General features: G+C 58.7%; 21 protein-coding genes. 19 read left to right on the forward strand and 2 right to left on the reverse strand.

The window, feature by feature from the left end:
* Window position 1: 1 nt before the first annotated feature.
* On the forward strand, window positions 2–1,147 hold the full coding sequence (dgoD, locus tag ACK2JC_RS17305; protein WP_276950125.1) for a galactonate dehydratase: 1,146 nt from the start codon (window positions 2–4) through the stop codon (window positions 1,145–1,147).
* A 104-nt stretch (window positions 1,148–1,251) separates the two neighbouring features.
* On the opposite strand, the gene ACK2JC_RS17310 is transcribed toward dgoD, so the two are convergent.
* Entirely contained in the window at window positions 1,252–1,572 is a 321-nt protein-coding gene (locus ACK2JC_RS17310; protein ID WP_320937275.1) for a hypothetical protein, read from the reverse strand.
* Between the two features lie 53 nt (window positions 1,573–1,625).
* The gene (locus ACK2JC_RS17315) at window positions 1,626–3,284 is read right to left on the reverse strand and encodes a hypothetical protein (protein ID WP_320937276.1); all 1,659 of its coding nucleotides are present in this window, start codon (window positions 3,282–3,284) and stop codon (window positions 1,626–1,628) included.
* Window positions 3,285–3,595: 311 nt separating this feature from the next.
* On the opposite strand from ACK2JC_RS17315, the gene ACK2JC_RS17320 reads away from it, so the two are divergent.
* The 18 genes from ACK2JC_RS17320 (at window position 3,596) to ACK2JC_RS17405 (ending at window position 19,690) form a co-directional block, all read left to right on the forward strand.
* Window positions 3,596–4,588 carry a PHP domain-containing protein gene (locus ACK2JC_RS17320; protein ID WP_092363999.1) on the forward strand — a complete coding sequence of 331 codons (993 nt, stop codon included), beginning with the start codon at window positions 3,596–3,598 and terminating at the stop codon, window positions 4,586–4,588.
* Window positions 4,589–5,012: 424 nt separating this feature from the next.
* Complete coding sequence (locus ACK2JC_RS17325) at window positions 5,013–6,443, forward strand: ethanolamine ammonia-lyase reactivating factor EutA (protein ID WP_411337501.1); 1,431 nt, start codon at window positions 5,013–5,015, stop codon at window positions 6,441–6,443.
* 50 nt (window positions 6,444–6,493) lie between these two features.
* A complete protein-coding gene (locus ACK2JC_RS17330; protein ID WP_092364005.1) occupies window positions 6,494–7,873 on the forward strand; it encodes an ethanolamine ammonia-lyase subunit EutB in 1,380 nt (459 codons plus the stop codon).
* A gap of 2 nt (window positions 7,874–7,875) precedes the next feature.
* Window positions 7,876–8,799 (forward strand): ethanolamine ammonia-lyase subunit EutC, encoded by a 924-nt coding sequence (gene eutC, locus ACK2JC_RS17335; protein ID WP_227169472.1) that lies wholly within the window; start codon window positions 7,876–7,878, stop codon window positions 8,797–8,799.
* A 24-nt stretch (window positions 8,800–8,823) separates the two neighbouring features.
* Window positions 8,824–9,477, forward strand: a complete 654-nt coding sequence (gene eutL, locus ACK2JC_RS17340) for an ethanolamine utilization microcompartment protein EutL (protein ID WP_118757036.1) — start codon at window positions 8,824–8,826, stop codon at window positions 9,475–9,477.
* Between the two features lie 20 nt (window positions 9,478–9,497).
* Window positions 9,498–11,141: an acetaldehyde dehydrogenase (acetylating) gene (locus ACK2JC_RS17345; protein WP_320937278.1), complete on the forward strand. Its 1,644-nt coding sequence runs from the start codon at window positions 9,498–9,500 to the stop codon at window positions 11,139–11,141.
* 24 nt (window positions 11,142–11,165) lie between these two features.
* Window positions 11,166–11,462, forward strand: a complete 297-nt coding sequence (locus ACK2JC_RS17350) for a BMC domain-containing protein (RefSeq protein WP_007706402.1) — start codon at window positions 11,166–11,168, stop codon at window positions 11,460–11,462.
* Window positions 11,463–11,496: 34 nt separating this feature from the next.
* Entirely contained in the window at window positions 11,497–12,240 is a 744-nt protein-coding gene (locus tag ACK2JC_RS17355; protein WP_092364018.1) for a hypothetical protein, read from the forward strand.
* Window positions 12,237–12,881, forward strand: coding sequence for a phosphate propanoyltransferase (pduL, locus tag ACK2JC_RS17360; protein ID WP_368272343.1), 645 nt, complete (start codon window positions 12,237–12,239; stop codon window positions 12,879–12,881). The genes ACK2JC_RS17355 and pduL overlap by 4 nt, the downstream gene beginning before the upstream one ends.
* 15 nt (window positions 12,882–12,896) lie before the next feature.
* Window positions 12,897–13,538, forward strand: coding sequence for a hypothetical protein (locus ACK2JC_RS17365; protein ID WP_092364024.1), 642 nt, complete (start codon window positions 12,897–12,899; stop codon window positions 13,536–13,538).
* Between the two features lie 39 nt (window positions 13,539–13,577).
* Complete coding sequence (locus tag ACK2JC_RS17370; RefSeq protein WP_092364026.1) at window positions 13,578–13,856, forward strand: EutN/CcmL family microcompartment protein; 279 nt, start codon at window positions 13,578–13,580, stop codon at window positions 13,854–13,856.
* Between the two features lie 21 nt (window positions 13,857–13,877).
* Entirely contained in the window at window positions 13,878–15,308 is a 1,431-nt protein-coding gene (locus ACK2JC_RS17375) for a 4Fe-4S dicluster domain-containing protein (protein ID WP_320937279.1), read from the forward strand.
* Window positions 15,308–15,859, forward strand: coding sequence for a BMC domain-containing protein (locus tag ACK2JC_RS17380; RefSeq protein ID WP_092364033.1), 552 nt, complete (start codon window positions 15,308–15,310; stop codon window positions 15,857–15,859). Before ACK2JC_RS17375 ends, ACK2JC_RS17380 begins: the two co-directional genes overlap by 1 nt.
* A gap of 10 nt (window positions 15,860–15,869) precedes the next feature.
* Window positions 15,870–16,220, forward strand: coding sequence for a BMC domain-containing protein (locus tag ACK2JC_RS17385; protein WP_007706422.1), 351 nt, complete (start codon window positions 15,870–15,872; stop codon window positions 16,218–16,220).
* A gap of 3 nt (window positions 16,221–16,223) precedes the next feature.
* Entirely contained in the window at window positions 16,224–16,685 is a 462-nt protein-coding gene (locus ACK2JC_RS17390) for a EutP/PduV family microcompartment system protein (protein ID WP_227169466.1), read from the forward strand.
* Between the two features lie 48 nt (window positions 16,686–16,733).
* On the forward strand, window positions 16,734–17,831 hold the full coding sequence (locus tag ACK2JC_RS17395; RefSeq protein WP_107434230.1) for an ABC transporter substrate-binding protein: 1,098 nt from the start codon (window positions 16,734–16,736) through the stop codon (window positions 17,829–17,831).
* A gap of 198 nt (window positions 17,832–18,029) precedes the next feature.
* Window positions 18,030–18,887, forward strand: coding sequence for an ABC transporter permease (locus tag ACK2JC_RS17400; protein WP_092364039.1), 858 nt, complete (start codon window positions 18,030–18,032; stop codon window positions 18,885–18,887).
* Window positions 18,884–19,690 carry an ABC transporter permease gene (locus tag ACK2JC_RS17405; RefSeq protein WP_092364042.1) on the forward strand — a complete coding sequence of 269 codons (807 nt, stop codon included), beginning with the start codon at window positions 18,884–18,886 and terminating at the stop codon, window positions 19,688–19,690. Before ACK2JC_RS17400 ends, ACK2JC_RS17405 begins: the two co-directional genes overlap by 4 nt.
* The last annotated feature ends 3 nt before the right edge of the window (window positions 19,691–19,693 follow it).

Raw genomic sequence — 19,693 nt, forward strand, 5'->3', positions numbered from 1 at the left:
GATGAAAATAACAGATGTAACCGTATACGAGGTAAAACCCAGGTGGATTTTTGTGAAGCTCTCCACGGATGAAGGCGTGGAGGGTTGGGGCGAGATGATCTCCGGAACCAAGACGGAGACGGTGGTGGCCGGAGCCAGGGAAATGGGCGGGTATCTGATCGGCAGAGACCCATTTGAGATCGAGCGCCTGTGGCAGGAAATGTACAAGAGCTTTTTCCGCGGCGGCCCCATCAACGGAACCATTGTCTCCGGCATGGAGATGGCGCTTTGGGATATCAAGGGAAAATACTTCGGAGTGCCGGTGTATGAGCTTTTAGGCGGCCGGGCCAGGGATCGGATTAAGGTCTATTCCTGGATCGGCGGAGACCGGCCCGAGGACGTGGCGGAGCAGGCCATGGACCGCAGGAACAGGGGATTTGACGCGGTGAAAATGAATGCCACCGAGGAGCTGCACTATATCGACAGCTATGACAAGATTCAGGCGGTGGCAGACCGGGTGGCCTCCATCCGGGCGGCCTGCGGGGACGGATTCGGTATTGCGGTGGACTTTCACGGGCGGGTGCACAAGCCCATGGCCAAGGTGCTGGCCCACGCGCTGGAACCCTACAAGCTGATGTTTCTGGAGGAAGTGGTGCTGCCGGAAAATGAGGAATATTTTAAGGAGGTGGCGGCCCTTTGCTCCACGCCCCTGGCCACAGGCGAGCGTCTGGTGAGCCGTTGGCAGTACAAGAATATTTTCCGCGAGGGAGTGGTGGATATCATTCAGCCGGATGTGGCCATGGTGGGCGGGATTCTGGAGATGAAAAAGATCATCTCCATGGCGGAGGCCTTTGACATGGCGGCCGCGCCTCACGCGCCCTACGGTCCCATCGCCCTGGCGGCCACCCTGCAGGTGGATGTGTGCTCGCCCAACGTGTTTATCCAGGAGCAGAGTCTGGGAATTCACTACAACAAGGGTTTTGATCTGCTGGATTTTGTAAAGAACAAGGATGTGTTCCAGTATGAGAACGGCTTTGTGAAGGTGCCCACGCTTCCCGGACTGGGACTGGAGATCGACGAGGAGAAGGTGAGGGAAGTCTCCGCCCAGGGATTGCACTGGACCAATCCCAAATGGAGAAATTATGACGGAACGATGGCGGAGTGGTAAAGACCTGCCGCGCAGAACCGAATCGGTCTGTGGCGGAGGAAAGAACAGCCGGCCACCGGGGAGTTGTCTCCCCGGGGCCGGCTGTTCTGCCGTGCGTATTTTAATTATGACAGCGCTTCCCAACTCCCCTTCAGCACCAGGTAGGTGATCAGCGGTCCCACCACCGCCCCGATCAGGGACGAGACGATGGGCGCTCCGAACATGATGTTCATGACCAGAGCCACGGCCGCGACGCAGAGGAAAAGGTAGAACCCCAGCCTGCGCCTGAAAAAGAGCATGAGACACACCGCTGTGATCATTCCGGCTTCGGCCACGACATACAGAAGGTATGCCGGGGCGGTGAGCGTCAAAAAGAGATACGAGACGAGGGCCATAACGTTAGCCACGAGCATAATCCAGAGCCATACTTTTGCACCTGTTTTCATTTGAATAAATCCTCCTGTTTTTCATTGGTGTGGTGAGCGGGTGCTGCCGGGGATCATTCCCCGTCCTCCGCCTTTTGCGTAAACGCAAGATTGTCGAACCCGGTGGCGATGCAGATGCCGGTGTCGCTGGTCATATAGTCGATGGATACCCGGTCGCCGGGCTGGGTTACGGCCAGTTCGTTGCTCAGATCATAGGACACGGTGAACAGCAAACTGGGTTTTTCTTCCAAAATAATCTTGTAGGTGACGCCGTCCCCCAGGCTTTCCGAGGCGATCCTGAGCACGGTGCCCTTCATGCTCTTGGCCGTCTGGCCGGTCAGGATGCCGCCGGAGCTTCCGCGCATCTGGCGGAAGTCCCGCAGGGCGCTGTCGATGGTCTCGCCGGTGCCCACGTTGGTATAGTTGGCAACGGACACGAAGGCGTACTGCTTGATCAGCCCGGCATTGTCCTTCAGGGTCATAAAGTAGGTGGGCTGTCCGTCCAGATTGATGATCATGGGGAAGGAGGCCCGGTAACCGAACTGCTGGACCTTACCTTCTGCAGAGCTCTGGGCCGCCACCTCGGTGGCGCCGCTCATCTGGTAGAGGAAGGACTCCTTGGTCACCATATCCACCAGGATAAAGCCGATGGCGGACTCGTCGGAGCCGACGCTTGTCAGGCCGGTGAACAGATAGCACCGCGCACCGTTGTAGATGATAATGTCGCCGCGGCTTGGCCGGAACTTATCCTGGTTGGAGAAGTTGAAGATTCCGTGCACGTACTGGCCCTGGTTGTTGATCTGCTGCATCACGAAGGACTCCGGCTGCACCCGGTCCACCCATTCCGGTATGGTGTCAATGGTGTAGCGGTTGGTCTCGCCGGTGGTGGCGTTGACGATCAGCACGCCGTCCGCCTCCGGGAGATTGAACAGCCAGCGGTTTTTGTAGGTGGTCAGCACCCAGTAGGGCACGCCGTCGTCGTCCAGCTCGAAGGAGTAGTCCGTCAGTCCCATGAACAGACCGCCGCCAAACAGGCGCACGTGGCGGTTCAAGTCGTCCAGGATGTAGGCGTTTGCCTGGTACTTGATCTTGTGATCCGTGACCAGGGTGACGTCGCTGACGTCGTTGGCCGCCACCACGATGTACCCGGCGGAGCCGTCTATATTTTTCAGCCATTTGAAGAAGCCGGAATGCTCTAAGGGAACCACCCACACCAGCTTGTCGTTCACCTTCTGGATCACGGGGGTGCCAAGGACTACCTGGCTTCCCAGGCCGGGGTTCTCGCCCACCTTCTTGTCGGCCAGTTCCCGGGCCAGGTCTTTATCCACGATGGGCAGCTGGTTCAGAGCCAGCGGCTGCACGGTCTCGTTGAACTCCGACACCTGGGGCGTGCCCAGCTGATCGCGGTAAGCCTTGTAGTTGAACAGCGGGATGGACAGCATGGTGACCGCGAAGTAAGCCACCCAGAGGATGGCAAGCAGCACAAAGCCTTTCTTGACGCTCTTGACGCTGCTGTCGATGGAGAATTGCATGCGGTTGTACTCGTTGGTGGTGATCCGCAGGCTTCCAAGACAGATAAAAAAGTTCAGCACTACATAGCAGCTGATGGCAAAGCACCAGGAAAACGCACCGTCCGAGTACAGGGGGTTTAAGTTGGGTCCCCGCACAATCACAGCCGCGACGAAGAAAACCGTCAGGGCCAGATTGAGCAGCAGTTGTTTTTTCTTATTCATAGATTCCTCCTGAAATTGACGTTTTTAACAGTTTCGTTACAAGTAATTATATCGCATAAGGAGAAAAGCACAAGGGATATTTCGTGTTACCAGCATTTGTATCTTATAAAGAGTTACTGTACACTCCGTTCCCAGTAACACGCTTCGCGATGCACAGAAACGGCAAAAACCCCTCGCGGGATATTAGCTGTGGACAGTAACCATAAAGAAGCCGCATAATCCGAATCTATACAAATAGGAAGATACCTTGTATAATATAGCTATCATTAAAAAACACATCTGCCTGTGCGGGCAGCGATGAGGGGAGCGCTATGAGAAAAGACGGCGGGTTTAAAGAAGAGGGAAACTGGTACAAGGGAAATCTCCACAGTCATACGGTGGATTCCGACGGCTGCCTGACGCCCCGGGAGGCGGTGGAGCTGTTTGTGGAACACGGTTACAGCTTTCTGGGAATCAGCGATCATGATGTGTATTCGGACTACAGGGAACAGCTGAACCGGGAAGATTTTATCATCATTCCGGCGGTGGAAGCCTCGGCCGTTCTGTGGAAGGACGATACGTTGACCCAGCGCCTTAAGGTGCATCACGTCCATGGCATTCTGGGGCCGGAGAGCGTGCAAAAACAGGCGGTTCTGCCGCTCATGAGCCACGGGGAAGTGGTGCCGCCGAGAATGTTTTACGGGGAATGGGACGGGGCCGCGGTGGCTCAGGAGATGAGCGATTATCTCAGATCCAGAGGCTGTCTGACCATCTACAACCACCCCATCTGGTCGCGGGTGCGCGAGGAGGATTTTGCGGATACCGACGGTCTTCTGGGCCTGGAAATTTTTAATTACAATACGGTAAATGAGAGCGGCACCGGCTTTGACACCACCTATTGGGACGCTATTTTGCGAAAAGGCAGGCAGCTCTACGGTTTCGCGGCGGACGACAATCACAACAGCGGCGAATTCGACGACGCCTGCGGCGGCTTTATCATGGTCAAGGCCCCTGCGCTGACCCACGAGCTGATCACCCGCGCGCTGATGGAGGGAGAATTTTACGCCTCGTCGGGACCGATGATTTACGACTGGGGCGTGGACGGACGCCGTGTCTGGGTTAAATGCAGCCCGGTGTACCGTGTTAATTTCATCGCCGGAGGCCCGGTAAACGCCGGACTCACCGTGATGTGCAAGACGCTGGAGGACGGCCTGGAATACGCGGAGGTGGAGTTGAAGGGCAATGAGACGTATGTGCGGATTGAGTGCTCCGATGTGTACGGCCGCACCGCCTGGAGCAACGCGCTGTTTATGAACTGGCCGTAAGTTCCGGTATTTTTGTGAAAAAGTGTGTTATATAATTATCAGAAACAGCGCCTGATGCTGCGGTGGATCCGGGGGGTAAAAAACCCGGGAAACGCAGCGTCCGGCGCTGTTTGCCGTCCGGGAAAGCAAAGATGGATTCTGCCGCATATGCCACAATGTTGGCTAAAATGACAATTTGTAAACGATTTTGTGACAAATATTAAGAAAAATATTTAACAATATTTGAGAAAGTATCTGGATTTTTAAAAAACATTATAATAAATATTGATTTATACAGATTTAAATGTTAAAATTAAACAAATGATACAACTTTCGCTGCAGAGAATGAGAGATGATGGCAAAAGCGTAGACTTCTGGGAGTTAGTCTGCCTTTTAACGGAAGTCTCTTTTTTTAGTAATAGAATGATGGAGGGGGGAGACAGGGATGGCGGATGAGCTGCTGAGTATTGGAATCGACATAGGCACCTCCACGACTCAGGTGATTTTCAGCCGCCTGTCCATTGAGAACACCTCGGGATATTTCAGTGTGCCCCAGATACGGATTGTGGACAAACAGGTGATCTACAAGGGGGAGGTGCATTCCACGCCCCTAAAGACCAGGACCATGATCGACGCCGACGCGGTAGCCCTTCTGGTGGAGGGCGAGTTTAAACGGGCCGGTTTCACGCCCAGGGACACCCGGACCGGCGCGGTGATCATCACCGGGGAGACCGCCAGGAAGGACAACGCGGCCCTGGTGCTGGAACGCCTTTCCGGCTTCGCCGGGGATTTTGTGGTCTCCACCGCGGGGCCGGACCTGGAATCCATCATTGCGGGAAAGGGCAGCGGGGCCCGTCAGTATTCGGAGGATCACTCCTGTGTGGCGGCCAACATCGATATCGGCGGGGGGACTTCCAATCTGGTTGTCTTTGACCGGGGCGAGACGGTCTGCGCGGGCTGTCTGGATATCGGAGGAAGGCTGATCCGGGTTTCGCGGGATTTATATGTGGATTATGTGAGCGAGAGTGTGAGACGGATCGCGCGCTGGAAGGGAATCTCCATCGCAGAGGGGGAGAGGACGTCCACGGAGGCGCTGGAGCGGATCTGCGGGGCTTTGAACGAGGTGCTGGAGCAGGCCTTTGGGCTCCGGCCTCAGGAGGGGATCTTAAGAGAGGTACAGACGCCCGGCAGCAGCGTTTTCTCCGCGGCAGCGCCGGTGGACGCTTATTTTTTCTCAGGCGGCGTGGCCGACGCCATTTACGGGGATCCGGGGGAGCTGTTCCGGTACGGGGATATCGGGATGCTTCTGGGCGCGGTGGTAAAGGACGGCAGGCTTGCAGGAGGCGGACGGCTGGTCAGGCCGGACGAGACGATACATGCTACGGTGGTGGGGGCCGGAACCTACACGACGACGATTTCCGGCAGTACCATTACCTATACGAAGAATTTGTTTCCCATGAAAAATGTCCCGGTACTGCGTTTGTCCGGGGAGGAGCAGGACGCCTGCTTTGCGGGGAGGTCCGAGGTCCTGGAGGAGCGCATGCGCTGGGCCGGGCGGCAGAACGACTCGGAGCAGCTGGTGCTGGCTATGAAGGGCAGGCCAAATCCGGGTTATGCGGAGCTAAAGCGGCTGGCGGAAGTGCTGGTTAGGGCCGCAGACGCGGTTTACCGGCCGGAGACGCCCCTTCTCATTATCGTGGAGTGCGACATGGCCAAGGCCCTGGGGCAGGCGGCGTACCACGCCGGACACGGGAGCCGGGAGGTGGTGGCCCTGGATTCCATCCGGGTGGGCGACAATGATTACGTGGACATGGGACGGCCTCTCATGGGAGGCCTGGTGGTTCCGGTGGTGGTAAAGACGCTGGTGTTCGGCTAGTTAAACCGGACGGCGGCCGGAGTGGGAAACGAGAGGAGGGAGTTGCGTATATGAGTTATCGGACGATGCTCGCGGGGCAGGTATTTACCTTCCAGTCCATAAAAGAAGTGCTGGCCAAGGCCAATGAGGAGAAATCCGGGGACGTGCTGGCCGGGGTGGCGGCTTCCTCCGCCATCGAACGGATCGCGGCCAAGGAGGTGCTGGCGGATATGCTGCTTTGTGAGCTCAGGGAGAACCCGGTGGTCCCCTACGAGGAGGACGAGGTGACCCGGCTCAACCAGGACAGCATCAACGAGACCATTTACCGGGAGATACGGGGCTGGACGGTAGCGGAGCTGCGGGAGTGGATTCTGGACTACAAGACCACGGAGGAGGATATCCGGCGGATATCCAAGGCGCTGACCGCGGAGATGGTGGCGGCGGTGGCGAAGTTGATGGGCAATCTGGACCTGGTCTACGCGGCCTCCAAGATCCGGGTGCCGGCCCACTGCAATACCACCATCGGCCTGAGGGGGACCCTGGCTACCAGGCTTCAGCCGAACCACACCACGGACAATGTGGAGGGTATCACGGCCTCCCTGTTCGAGGGATTGAGTTACGGCTGCGGAGATGCGCTGATCGGCCTGAATCCGGTGAACGACACGGTGTCCAGCCTGACCGAGGTTTTGAAACGGTTCGACGAGATCAAGCACCAGTTTGAGATTCCCACTCAAATCTGCGTGCTGGGACATATCACCACTCAGATCGAGGCGGTGAAAAATGGTGCGCCCGCGGATATGATATTCCAATCCATCGCGGGCAGCGAGAAAGGGAACGCGGCCTTCGGGTTTAACACCCAGACGGTTTTAGAGGCAAAGGAGCTGCTGAAACGAAGGGGTACGGGAACCGGACCGAACGTGCTGTATTTTGAGACGGGGCAGGGTTCGGAGCTGTCCTCGGACGCTCACTACGGAGCGGACCAGGTGACCATGGAGGCCAGGTGCTACGCCTACGCCAGGGAGTTCAAGCCTTTTATGGTGAACACGGTGGTGGGCTTTATCGGGCCGGAGTACCTTTACGACAGCCGCCAGGTGATACGGGCCGGTCTGGAGGACCATTTTATGGGGAAACTCACAGGGGTGCCAATGGGCTGCGACTGCTGCTACACCAACCACATGCTGGCGGAGCAGAACGATATTGAAAATCTGGCCCTGCTTTTGGGATCGGCGGGGGTGAACTACATACTGGGGGTTCCCACCAGCGACGACGTGATGTTGAACTACCAGACCAACGCCTACCACGACTCGGCTGCGATCCGGGAGATTTTAGGGCTGCGGCCCATCCGGGAGTTCGACCTGTGGCTGGAGAAGATGGGGATCAGTGAAAATGGAAAGCTGACGGAACGCGCCGGCGATCCCACCCTGTTTCTGAACCGAAAGGGGCGTGGATAAAATTGGATGAGAAAATGATTGCCAGCATCGTGGAAGAGGTGCTGCGGGAGATTGGGATGGGATCAGGTGCGGACGGCCGGCTCGGGCGACAGGCCGGGGACCGGGAGCAGCCAGGCCGGTTCGCGGCGCGGGAAGACGGAATGCCCCCTGCGGCGCGCCCGGACAACGATCTGCATGACATTACCTCCCAGGAAGAGAAAGCCAAACCAACCCTGGACCACCCCATGGACCCGGAGGCGCTGACCCGCATGATGGGAAAGACCACCGCCCGCATCGGCGTGGGAAAGGCGGGGCCAAGGGAGCGCACCAGGACGTGGCTGACGCTGCGGGCCGACCATGCGCTGGCCAGGGATTCGGTGTTTTCCGATGTGGACGAGGGGCTGATTGACCGGTTGAAGCTGGTGTCCGTACAGTCCATGTGCAGGGACCGCAACGAGCACATTACCAGGCCGGACCTGGGGCGGAAGCTGGACCAGGAGGCGCAGCAGAAGCTTGTCTCAGCCTGCAAGGCGGGCGTGGATGTGCAGCTGATCGCTTCGGACGGACTTTCCTCCAAAGCTATTGAGGCGAACCTGGAAAATATTCTCCCCGTGATTGAGGACGGGTTGAGCATGCGGGGCATCAGCACCGGACCGGCCATATTTGTCAAGTTCGGCCGGGTTGCGGTGGAGGATGCCGTCTCGGAGTTGCTGCACCCCAAAGTGGTCTGTATCCTGATCGGGGAACGGCCCGGGCTGGGGACGGCGGAGAGTATGAGCGCTTACATCTGTTATCAGGCCGTTGTAGGGCAGCCGGAAGCCAGACGGACGGTGGTCTCCAACATCTACAGCGGAGGCACCAGCGCGGTGGAGGCGGGAGCCTACGTGGCGGAGCTGATTGAAACCATACTGAAGGAAAAGGCCAGCGGGGTGGATTTAAAGCACTGACCGCCGCGGAAAGGAGGGGCCTGGATGACGGGAGATGCCATTCGCACAAATGTGCTCAGCGCGCAGATCATACCCAACGCGGAGCCGGAGCTGCTTAAGAAGCTGGAGGTATTTCCGGGCCACCGGAGCCTGGGAATCCTGACCACGGACTGCGACGACGTGTCCTACGCGGCGCTGGACGAGGCCACTAAGAAGGCGGATGTGATTGTAGCCTACGCCACCAGCATGTACGCGGGTTCTACCAATGCGTCCACGCGGCTGGCGGGGGAGTTTATCGGGATTTTGTCGGCGCCGGATCCGGCCCAGGTGAAAAGCGGGCTGGAGGCGGCATTGGATTACATAAAGAATCAGGCGTTTTTCTACAGCGCCGCAAAGGACGACAGCGTGTGTTATTTCGCCCACTGCATTTCACAGTCGGGCACCTACCTGTCAAAGATGGCGGGAATCGAAGCCGGGAGGCCGATCGCCTATCTGATCGCGCCGCCGGTGGAGGCGGTGATGGGATTGGACGCGGCGCTGAAGGAGGCCAGGGTGGAGATGAAGGTATTCTACGGTCCGCCCACGGAGACCAACTTTGGCGGAGGGCTTCTGACCGGAACGCAGGCTTCCTGCCGGAGGGCCTGCGAGGCGTTCGGCCGGGCCGTGTGCAAAGTGGCGTCTGATCCGGTTTCGTTCTGAGGTGAGAGGGGAGTGATTATTTGGACAGAGATCTGGAATCAATCCAGGAGGTCAGGGATTTGATCCGGCAGGCAAAGGAGGCTCAGGTTAAGCTGAGGGAGTTTCCGCAGAAAAAGCTGGACGATATCTGCCGGGCCATTGCCGGGGCCTGCGCCGCCCAGTCGGAGCGGCTGGCCAAACTGGCGGTGGAGGAAACCGGCTTTGGGGTGTGGCAGGATAAGGTGCTGAAGAACCAGCTGGGAAGCGCCATCACCTGGGAGAGCGTGCGGGACATGACCGCGGTGGGGATTATCCGGGAGGACCGGGACAAGGGACTGATGGAGATCGGGGTTCCCGTGGGGATCGTCGCGGCGCTGATTCCCTCCACAAATCCCACCTCCACGGTGATGTACAAGACGATTATATCCGTCAAGGCGGGCAATTCCATTGTGATCAGCCCCCATCCCAATGCGAAGAAATGCATTTTGGAGACGGTGGAGATCATCAAAAGGGCCGCCAGGGAGGCGGGGGCGCCGGAGGGAATGGTGGGCTGTATCCGCCTGACCACCATGGAGGCCACAAACGAGCTGCTGAAAAACCGTTCCATCGGAGTGATCCTGGCCACCGGCGGGGAGGCCATGGTGCGGGCGGCGTATTCCTCGGGGAATCCGGCCATCGGCGTGGGACCGGGAAACGGACCGGCCTTTATCGAGCGGACGGCGGATATTCCGCTGGCGGTGAAGCGGATTTTCGACTCCAAGACCTTTGACAATGGTACGATCTGCGCCTCCGAGCAGTCCGTTGTGACGGAGCGGTGTATCGAGGAGGCGGTGGTTCAGGAGCTGGAGCGGCAGGGCGGTTATTTTATGACGCCGGAGCAGTCCGAACAGGTGGGCGGCTTTATGCTGCGGGCCAACGGGACCATGAATCCCAGGATTGTGGGGAAATCGGCACAGGCCATCGCAGATATGGCGGGCATCCGCATCCCCGCGGGAACCAGGGTGCTATTGTCCCGGCAGACGGAGGTGGGGAAGAAAAATTCCTACTCCAGAGAAAAGCTCTGTCCCATTCTGGCGTTTTATGTGGAGCCGGGCTGGGAGCAGGCGTGCGACCGGTGCATCGCCATCCTCCAGAACGAGGGGGCGGGGCACACCATGACCATCCACAGCAAAAACCAGGAGGTAATCCGGGAGTTTGCACTGAAAAAGCCGGTGTCCCGGCTTCTGGTCAATACCCCGGGCGCGCTGGGCGGAGTGGGCGCCACCACGAATCTGGCTCCGGCCCTGACCCTGGGCTGCGGCTCCGTGGGCGGAAGCTCTACCAGCGATAATATTACACCCATGAACCTGATCAATATCCGGCGGGTGGCATGGGGCGTGCGGGAATTGGAGGAACTGAGAGACGGAAACGCTCCGGCGGCGGGAGCCGGGCCGAACGGCCGGGCGGCCGGGTATGGCGGGGCGTCGGGCGGGAGCTGGGCGGATCAGCATGGCAGCGCGTCGGGCGGAAGCTGGGCGGACCGACATGGCGGAGCGTCGGGCGGGAGCTGGGCGGACCAGCATGGCAGCGCGGCAAGCGTAAGCCGGGCGGATCAGAACAGCAGCGTTTCCACCGGCGAACTTACCCGCGAGGCGGTGGAGCAGATCACAAAGCAGGTAATAGCCAGATTAATGGCAACAAAATAAAAAGTGTAATGGAGGATAACGAATATGGCTGAGACATTATTGGCATTGGGAATGGTGGAGACGAAAGGACTGGTGGGCTCGATTGAGGCGGCGGATGCCATGGTTAAAGCGGCGAACGTGTCGCTGATCGGCAAGGTACATGTGGGAGGCGGTCTGGTGACCGTTATGGTACGCGGAGACGTAGGCGCCGTGAAGGCGGCCACGGACGCAGGGGCGGCCGCGGCGGCTAAGGTCGGCGAGCTGGTGTCCGTGCACGTGATTCCGCGTCCCCATCCGGAGGTGGAGTTTATTCTTCCCACACTGCAGAGCAGCGACCGGTAAGACGAGGCTGCATTTCAGAAGGGAGGCGTAGCGCGTGCAGAAGATTCTGACGGAAGCGGTTCTGCGCTCGGAGCTGATCCCGGCGGGAACCCGGAGCTACACCGTTTCAAAGGACACCGTAGTCACGCCCACAGCCAGGGAATACCTGAAAAAGCGGGGAATCGAGCTGAAAACAGCCCAGACGGGCCCCGGCCGGTCCATGAGCCGGACGGAGATCAGAGAAAACGGCTCCTACACCTATGTGGACGCGGTGACGGGAAAGGGATACCGGGAGAAGCCCGAGGACATGACCCATCTGCGGGGAAACCGGCTGGTGAAAAAGACCGATCCCAGAATCGCCTTCAGAGGACAGTTAGACAGTCTGGAAGCCCATATCCTGGAGTGCCAGGCGCAGGCTTGCGAGCAGGGAAATGCAGAGCTGTGCGGCTGCCTTGGCGAACTCCTGGACCGTGTGCGGGACGTTCTGGGCGCGGAGGTGCGGGATGAACCGCTGGCGCAAAAGCCGCTGTTCGGGTACGACCACGACCGGCTGCGCTATGTTTCGCATCATGTAAAAGAGGAGATTGGGATCGACCATCCCATTCCGGACTACCGGATGGGAAGGATGGCGCTGATGTTAAACACCCTGCGCACCCGGATACGGGAGGCGGAGCTTGGGGCCGTGGCGGCATTTCCAGGGGAGCGTCCCGACATCATTGAGGAGATGAACCGCCTGAGCAGCGCAGCCTATATCCTGTTCTGCCGCCAGGTGGCAAAGCAGCGGGGAGGCGGACTATGAACCGGCAGGAGTTGGAGGCGGTGATCCGCAGAGTTGTAGAGCAGTACCAGGATAATCTGACCGGAAGCGGGGACTTGTCCTTTCCGGTGGAGGCGTCGGCCAACCACGTCCATTTGACCAGGGAGGCGGTGGAGACGCTGTTTGGGGCGGGGACGGAGCTGACCTGCGATCGGCAGCTGTCCCAGCCGGGTGAATTTTTGAGCGGGCAGAGGCTGAGGCTGGCCACCGCCAAAGGGGAACTGGGCCGCGTGGCGGTGCTGGGCCCCGAGCGGAGCGCGGTTCAGGTGGAAATGTCCCTGACCGACCTGCGCAGGCTCGGAATCAAAGCGCCGGTGAACCTGTCGGGAAACTTAAACGGAGCCGGAGATATTTGCCTGATCGGACTGCAGGGGGCGATGTGGGTCAAGGGCTGCGTGATCGCGGCCAGGGCCCATATCCACATGAGACCGGAGGACGCCGCGCGGTTTGGCGTGACGGACCGGCAGGAGGTGAAGGTCCGGGTGGAAGGAGATCGGACGGTCGTGTTCGAGCATGTGATCGTCCGGGTCAGTGACCGGTTTGCGCTGGCCATGCACATCGATTTTGACGAGGCGAATGCGTGCTGCCTGGGAAAAAATTCCAGAGGCACCATCGTTCCGTAGAGAGGAGGGGAGCGGATGGCGGATTTGACCAAAGAACAGATGGTTGAGTTCATTACCAGGGAAGTGATGAAAATGCTGGGAATGGACGAGGAAGAGCCGGAAGATAAAAGCTGCTGCCCCGACGCGCTGGTGATCGGCGAGGCGGATAAGCTGCCCCCGGCCGTGAGACGGCAGTATCAGTTGAGGAGTCTGGATACCTATAAGGGGGATATCACCCCTTACGAGAAAATTTTTATCACCGGGATCACCAGGATGGAGCTGGCGGACATTGCCCTGGGCAGGGATTCGGATGCGGCGGCCTGCGCGGTGATCGAGGGACTTTTGCACGGGACGGAGATTTTTCTGTACGACGTGGCCCTGACCCACCGCAAGCACGCGGGGAGGGGCAGCCGGGCTTTCTACCAGCTGCTGGAGGGTTACGTGAGAACGCTGCAGAGCTACGGAATCAAGCTGGTGCAGGGAACCACGGTGATCGACAAGTATGAGAAACACGCGGCGCCCGGGGCCGACCTGCCGAGCGGCGTGATCACGGAGGCGCTGGCGCGCAAGCTGGTGGAAACCGGCGAGGGCGACATCGCGGTGCGAAAGGGCACGGTTATCACGCCGTCGGCGAAGGATATATTCCTTCACGCGGGGCGGAATCTGGTATTTGTGTAATGAGGACGCCGGGCGGCGTTTGGGAGGAGGCTGGTAGACATGCAGATTTGCAGGGTTGTGGGCCATATCTGGGCGACTAAGAAGGAATCGTCGCTGGAAGGCATGAAGCTGATGGTGCTGAGAGCCTGCAGGGACGGGATTGTAACGGAGGAAGAGCTGGTGGCCGCAGATCTGGTGGGAGCCGGAATCGGCGAGGACGTGATCGTGGTCAGCGGAAGCACCGCCCGCCGGGCGGCCGGAAGCGACAGCCTTCCCATCGATGCGGCCATCGTGGGTATTATCGACACGGTGGAGACGGAACGGGAAAAGAAATGGTAAACGAAAAGGGGGCGCAGCGGGATGGAATTGTTGGAGCAGATTGTCCGGGCCGGGGTTGTAGGCCTGGGAGGCGCCGGGTTTCCGACCGGTAAAAAACTGGATTGCCGGGTGGAGTGGCTGATCGTCAACGGGGCCGAGTGCGAGCCGCTTCTGCGGACCGACCGCTACCTGATGCGCCACAATGCCGGACGGGTGGTCCGTGCGGCCGGGGCTGTGGCCCGGATGGTGGGGGCAAAGCACTGCGTGATCGCGCTGAAGCGCGTGTACACGGAGGAATGGAAGGCCCTGGAGGAGGCGCTGGTGGGGGAAGGCCCGGAGAGTGGCGGCCTGGCGGCTGGGAGAGGCCCGGCGGCTGGGAACTACCCGGAGAGCGGCGGCGCCTCAGTGCCAGGAACCGTCCCCATCGAACTTTTCCCTCTGGACAGCTTTTACCCCGCCGGAGACGAGCAGGTTCTGGTGTACGAGGTGACGGAGCGGGTGGTTCCGCCCGCCGGAATCCCCCTGGACGTGGGGGCGGTGGTGTCCAACCTGGCAACCATGAACGCCATCAGCGACGCCATGGATGGGATTCCCCTGACGAAGAAATACATCACCGTGACCGGTGAGGTCAAGCGCCCCACCATCGTGAGAGCGCCGGTGGGAACGTCTTTTGAGGAGTGCATCCGGCTGGCCGGAGGAAGCAAGGAGGAGCGCTACTGCGTTATAGACGGCGGCCCTATGATGGGAAAGGTCATGGGCTACGAGGAGGCCAGGGAGGCGGCGGTGACCAAGACCACCTCGGGCATCATCGTGCTGGACGAGGACCATTATCTGAGCGTCCTGTCGAAAACGCCGGTGGGGCGGATGAAACGTCTGGCCTCGGCGGCCTGCATCCAGTGCAGCTACTGCACCCAGCTCTGCCCCAGGAATCTGCTGGGCCACCCCCTAGAACCCCACAAGATCATGCGGCGGTTCGCGGCGGGCGGCGATATCCCGTCGCTGCTGGACGATCCAGTGGTGCGCCAGGCGGCCATCTGCTGCCAGTGCGGGGTCTGCGAACAGTACGCCTGCCCCATGGGGCTGACGCCCCGCAGGATCAACGCGTTGATCCGGGACGAGATGAGAAAGGCCGGTATCCCCTATGAGCGTCGTGAGGCCCTCTGGGAAGCCGATCCTGAGCGGAGAAACCGGAAGCTGCCTACCAAACGGGCGGCGGCCAGGTCCGGGGTGCTGGACTATTACGACTTTGAAATTGACACTCTGGCGGAAGCCGCGCCTTCCACGGTGCGGATTTCCCTGCGGCAGAACATGGGAGCGCCGGCGCAGCCGGTGGTCCAGGAGGGGGACCGGGTCCGGGAGGGCCAGCTGATCGCCCGCTGCCCGGAGGGAAAGCTGGGGGCTGATATACACGCCGGTATCGGCGGTGTGGTGACAAAGGTGACGGACTATATTGTGATTGAGGCGAGGGGGTGATGGCCTTGGAAGCCATAGGATTTTTGGAACTGAACAGCATTGCCAGGGGGATTGAAGCCGCGGACCGGATTTTAAAGACCGCGGATACCCGCCTGCTGTACGCCAAAGCAGGCTGTCCTGGCAAATACACGGTGCTCTTCTCCGGGGAGGTGGCGGCGGTGACGTCGTCTCTGGAGGCCGGAAAACAAACCGGCGGCCATTTTGTGGTGGATTCGGTGGTGATTCCCCGGGTGCACCCGCAGGTGATAAAGGCCATCAACATGTCGGTGGAGCCGGTGGACGTGAACGCCCTGGGCGTGATGGAGTATTTTACCATCACCGCTGCGGTATATGGGGCGGACGCCGCTGTGAAGGCGGCCGAGGTGGATCTGATGGACGTGCGCCTGGGAACCGGAATCGGCGGCAAATCCTTTGTGGTGTTGACCGGGGAAGTGGCCTCGGTGGAAACAGCGGTGGAGGCCGGGCTTGCCAGGGCGGCCGAGGATGGGATCGTGGTGTCAAGCGTTGTGATCCCCAACCCCAGGAGGGCTATTTTTGAGAGTTTAATGTGAGGGCAACCGGATGGAATTTCAGAATAAACAGCGGATTATACAGGAATTTGTTCCCGGCAAGCAGGTGACCATGGCGCATCTGATCGCCAACCCGGACGGTGATATCTACAAGAAGCTGGGAGTTGTGGGGGACGTCAGAGGGGCGTTGGGGATTCTCACCATCACGCCCAGCGAGGCGGCGATCATCGGCGCGGACGTGGCCGTCAAGGCGGCGGAGGTCAGCCTGGTGTTCGTGGACCGGTTTTCAGGGTCCCTGGTGATCTGCGGGGACGTGGCCAGCGTGGAAGCTTCGCTGAAAGCGGTTCTGGATGTTCTGGAACACACCCTTAAATTTACGCCCACTGAGATCACAAGATCGTGAGGAATGATGAAACGGGTAATCATGATTGGACGCGTGTCCTGTGGGAAAACCACGCTCTGCCAGAGACTGGTGGGGGACCCGCTGGTGTATAAAAAGACGCAGACGGTGGAGATCATCGGGCAGGCCATCGACACGCCGGGAGAATATGCGGAAAACAGAAGGCTGATGCGGGGACTTACGGTCACCGCGGTGGATGCGGATTTGATCGTATTTCTCCAGAGCTGTGTGGACGGGGAGTGCAGCTTCTCGCCCGGCCAGGCGTCCATGTTCGGCGCGCCGGCCGTGGGAGTTGTCACAAAGACCGATCTCGCGCCGGACGAGGCGTCAAAGGCCCGGGCCAGAGAGCTGTTGGAGTTGGCGGGGGTCCAAAAGGTGTTTCTTGTCTCCAGTGTGACCGGAGAGGGAATAGTGGAATTTGCAGAGTTTCTGCAAACGGAACAAGCTTCTGCGGGACAGAACGGGTGAAGGCCCGGACCGGTACCGCAGGGCGCTCAATGAAAGGAGAGGAAGTCTATGAAAAAAAGCTTAAAGAAGGCAGTTGGAATCTCACTGTGTGCGGCAATCGCATTGCAGCTGGCAGCCTGCGGAGGAAGCAAGAAGGCGGAAGCGGTGGATTTGAACGCTGCGTCCCTTGATAAGATTATCGAGGAAGCCAAGAAAGAGGGCAAGCTGGAGTCCGTTGGAATGCCCGGCTCCTGGGCCAACTGGCAGGGGACCTGGGACGGCATCGAGGCTGAGTACGGCATCGAGCACAACGACACGGATATGAGCTCCGGCGAGGAGATCGCCATGTTCGAGGCGGAGAAGAACGCGCCCACCAAGGACATCGGCGACGTGGGCCACAAGTTCGGCCCCGAGGCCAAGGAGAAGGGTGTCACCCAGTCCTACAAGACCAGCTACTGGGACAGCGTGCCGGATTGGGCAAAGGATCCCGACGGCCACTGGATGATCGCCTACACCGGCGCAACTACGTTTATCACCAACACGGACCTGGTGTCCAACCCGCCCAAGAGCTGGGACGATGTGAGAAAGGGCGACTACAAGCTGACCATCGGCGACGTGGTGACCGGAGCCACCGGACAGGGCAACGTGCTGGCCACAGCCTATGCCTTCGGCGGCGATATGGACAATCTGGATCCCGCCTTTGAGTTCTGGAAAGAAATGGCAAAAGCCGGACGGATCGACCAGGGCGACATTCTGTTACAGAGAATCCAGGCAGGCGAAGTGGAAGTGGGCGTAACCTGGAGCTACAACGCGCTGACCTACCGGGATCAGACCCCCAACTACAAATTTGACGTGTGCGTGCCCTCCGACGGTTCCATCATGAGCGGATACGCTTCCATCATCAACAAATACGCGCCTCATCCCTACGCCGCGGCTCTTGCAAGAGAGTATATCTTCAGCGACAAGGGACAGACCAACTTAGCCATCGCGGGCGCAATCCCCACCAGAACGGATTTTGTGGTTCCCCAGGAGATTCAGGACAAGACCATTCCCCAGGAGCAGACCAAGAATTCCGTGCCGGTGACCGATCCCGCCAAATACGCCGAGGTTTGTGAGAAGATCGCCCAGACCTGGCAGGAAGAGATCATCCCGCTGATGAGCCAGTAACGGGACAATCGCCGGCAAGCGGCCCATTGCCTCCAGCAATCGCACGCCAGCTTTGCAGGCAGCCCATTGTATTCAATGAAACGGCCGGGAAGGGGAAGCAGTTTCCGCTTCCCGGCTTCTGAAAACGGGGATTCGGATAGACCGTGCCATATCCCTGATTTGTAAGTCGATGCACAACGACGGAATGGGAATGATCGTATGAAAAAAAACAAAAACAGGATATACTTGCTGGCATTACTGCCGTTTATAGTTGTGACATTCCTCTTTGAACTGATCCCGTTAATCATGATTATTTTCAACAGCTTCATGCCCGAGGGGTCCTTTGGATTCACGCTGGAGCACTACAAGGATATTTTCACCAAGGCGCTGTACCAGAGGGCCATTATCAACAGTATCCTGATATCCTTAACGTCATCCATCATCGGTATCATCATCGCGTTTTTCGGGGGAATGGCAGTCCACCAGGTGGGAAATGGCAGCAAGATTAAAAATGCATTTTTAACAGTATTGAACATGACGTCCAACTTTGCAGGCGTGCCCCTGGCATTTGCGTACATGATCCTGTTAGGCAATTCCGGCCTGATGGTTCAGTTCGGCAAGGATTTCGGGATCGACGCCCTTGCAAATTACAACCTTTACACATCGGGGGGCCTGCGGCTGATCTACGTGTACTTCCAGATCCCCTTATCCACGCTGCTTCTGATCCCGGCATTCGAGGGAATCCGCCATGAATGGCAGGAAGCGGCTACCCTGATGGGAGCCAGAAACGCACAGTTCTGGTATAAAATCGGCGTTCCGATCCTGCTTCCCAGCATTTTGGGAACCGTCAGCGTGCTCTTCGCCAACGCCCTGGCCGCCTACGCCACGGCTTACGCCCTGCTGATGAACAACTACGCCCTGCTGCCCATCAATGTGTCCGGTATGTTCGTGGGCGACGTCACCCAGAGAAAGGAAATGGGCGGCGCCCTTTCCGTAATCATGATGATTCTGATGGTATGCGCCATTTTAATCAATAACGCAATCACCAACAGGAGCAGGAAAGGGGTGGCAAGATGAAGAAGAAAAATACAGCTGCGGTCATTTTTATTGCGCTGGTCATGATTTATCTGCTGATCCCCCTGTTTGTGACCGCGGTTTACTCCGCATTTGAAAAATGGACCAGTCTGCTGCCGGAGCATTTTCAAATGATACATTATGTGCAGCTGCTGACGGAAAAGGACTTCCTGATGTCCCTTCTGCGCACCCTGATCATCTGCGTGATTCCCATCGCGCTGACGGTGCTTTTGGTTCTGCTGGCGCTGTTTGTCACGACCATTTATTTTCCGCAACTGGAGAAATACGTCCAGCTGCTGTGCATGATCCCCTACATGATCCAGGGCGTTATCCTTTCGGTCAGCATCATTTCCCTGTATGCCGGCTCGCCCACGTTCCTCAGCAACCGGATCATCATGCTGACGGGGGCCTACTGCATTATCATTCTCCCCTACATCTACCAGGGCATCCGCAACAGCATGCGGGCGGTCAACATGAAAATGCTTCTGGAGGCGGCGGAGATGCTGGGCTGCACCAAGCTTTACGGCTTTTTCCGGGTGGTGGTGCCCAATATTATTTCCGGCATCACGGTATCCTCCCTTTTGGCGGTGGGAATCATTTTCGGAGATTATGTCCTGGTTCGGAACATTGCGGGGACATCCTTCAAAAATGTGCAGGTTTACTTATTCCTGGAGATGAAGCACTCCAGCACAAAGGCAAGCGCGGTGTTCGTGATCATCATGATCACCACTTTCCTGATCACGCTGCTGGTTTTGCATTTGCAGAAGAGAGACTCGGCCAAACGGAGCCGGAAGGTAAAGGAGTAGAAG

Origin of the sequence: Enterocloster lavalensis (assembly GCF_046603895.1) — a bacterium.
GTDB classification, from domain to species: domain Bacteria; phylum Bacillota; class Clostridia; order Lachnospirales; family Lachnospiraceae; genus Enterocloster; species Enterocloster lavalensis.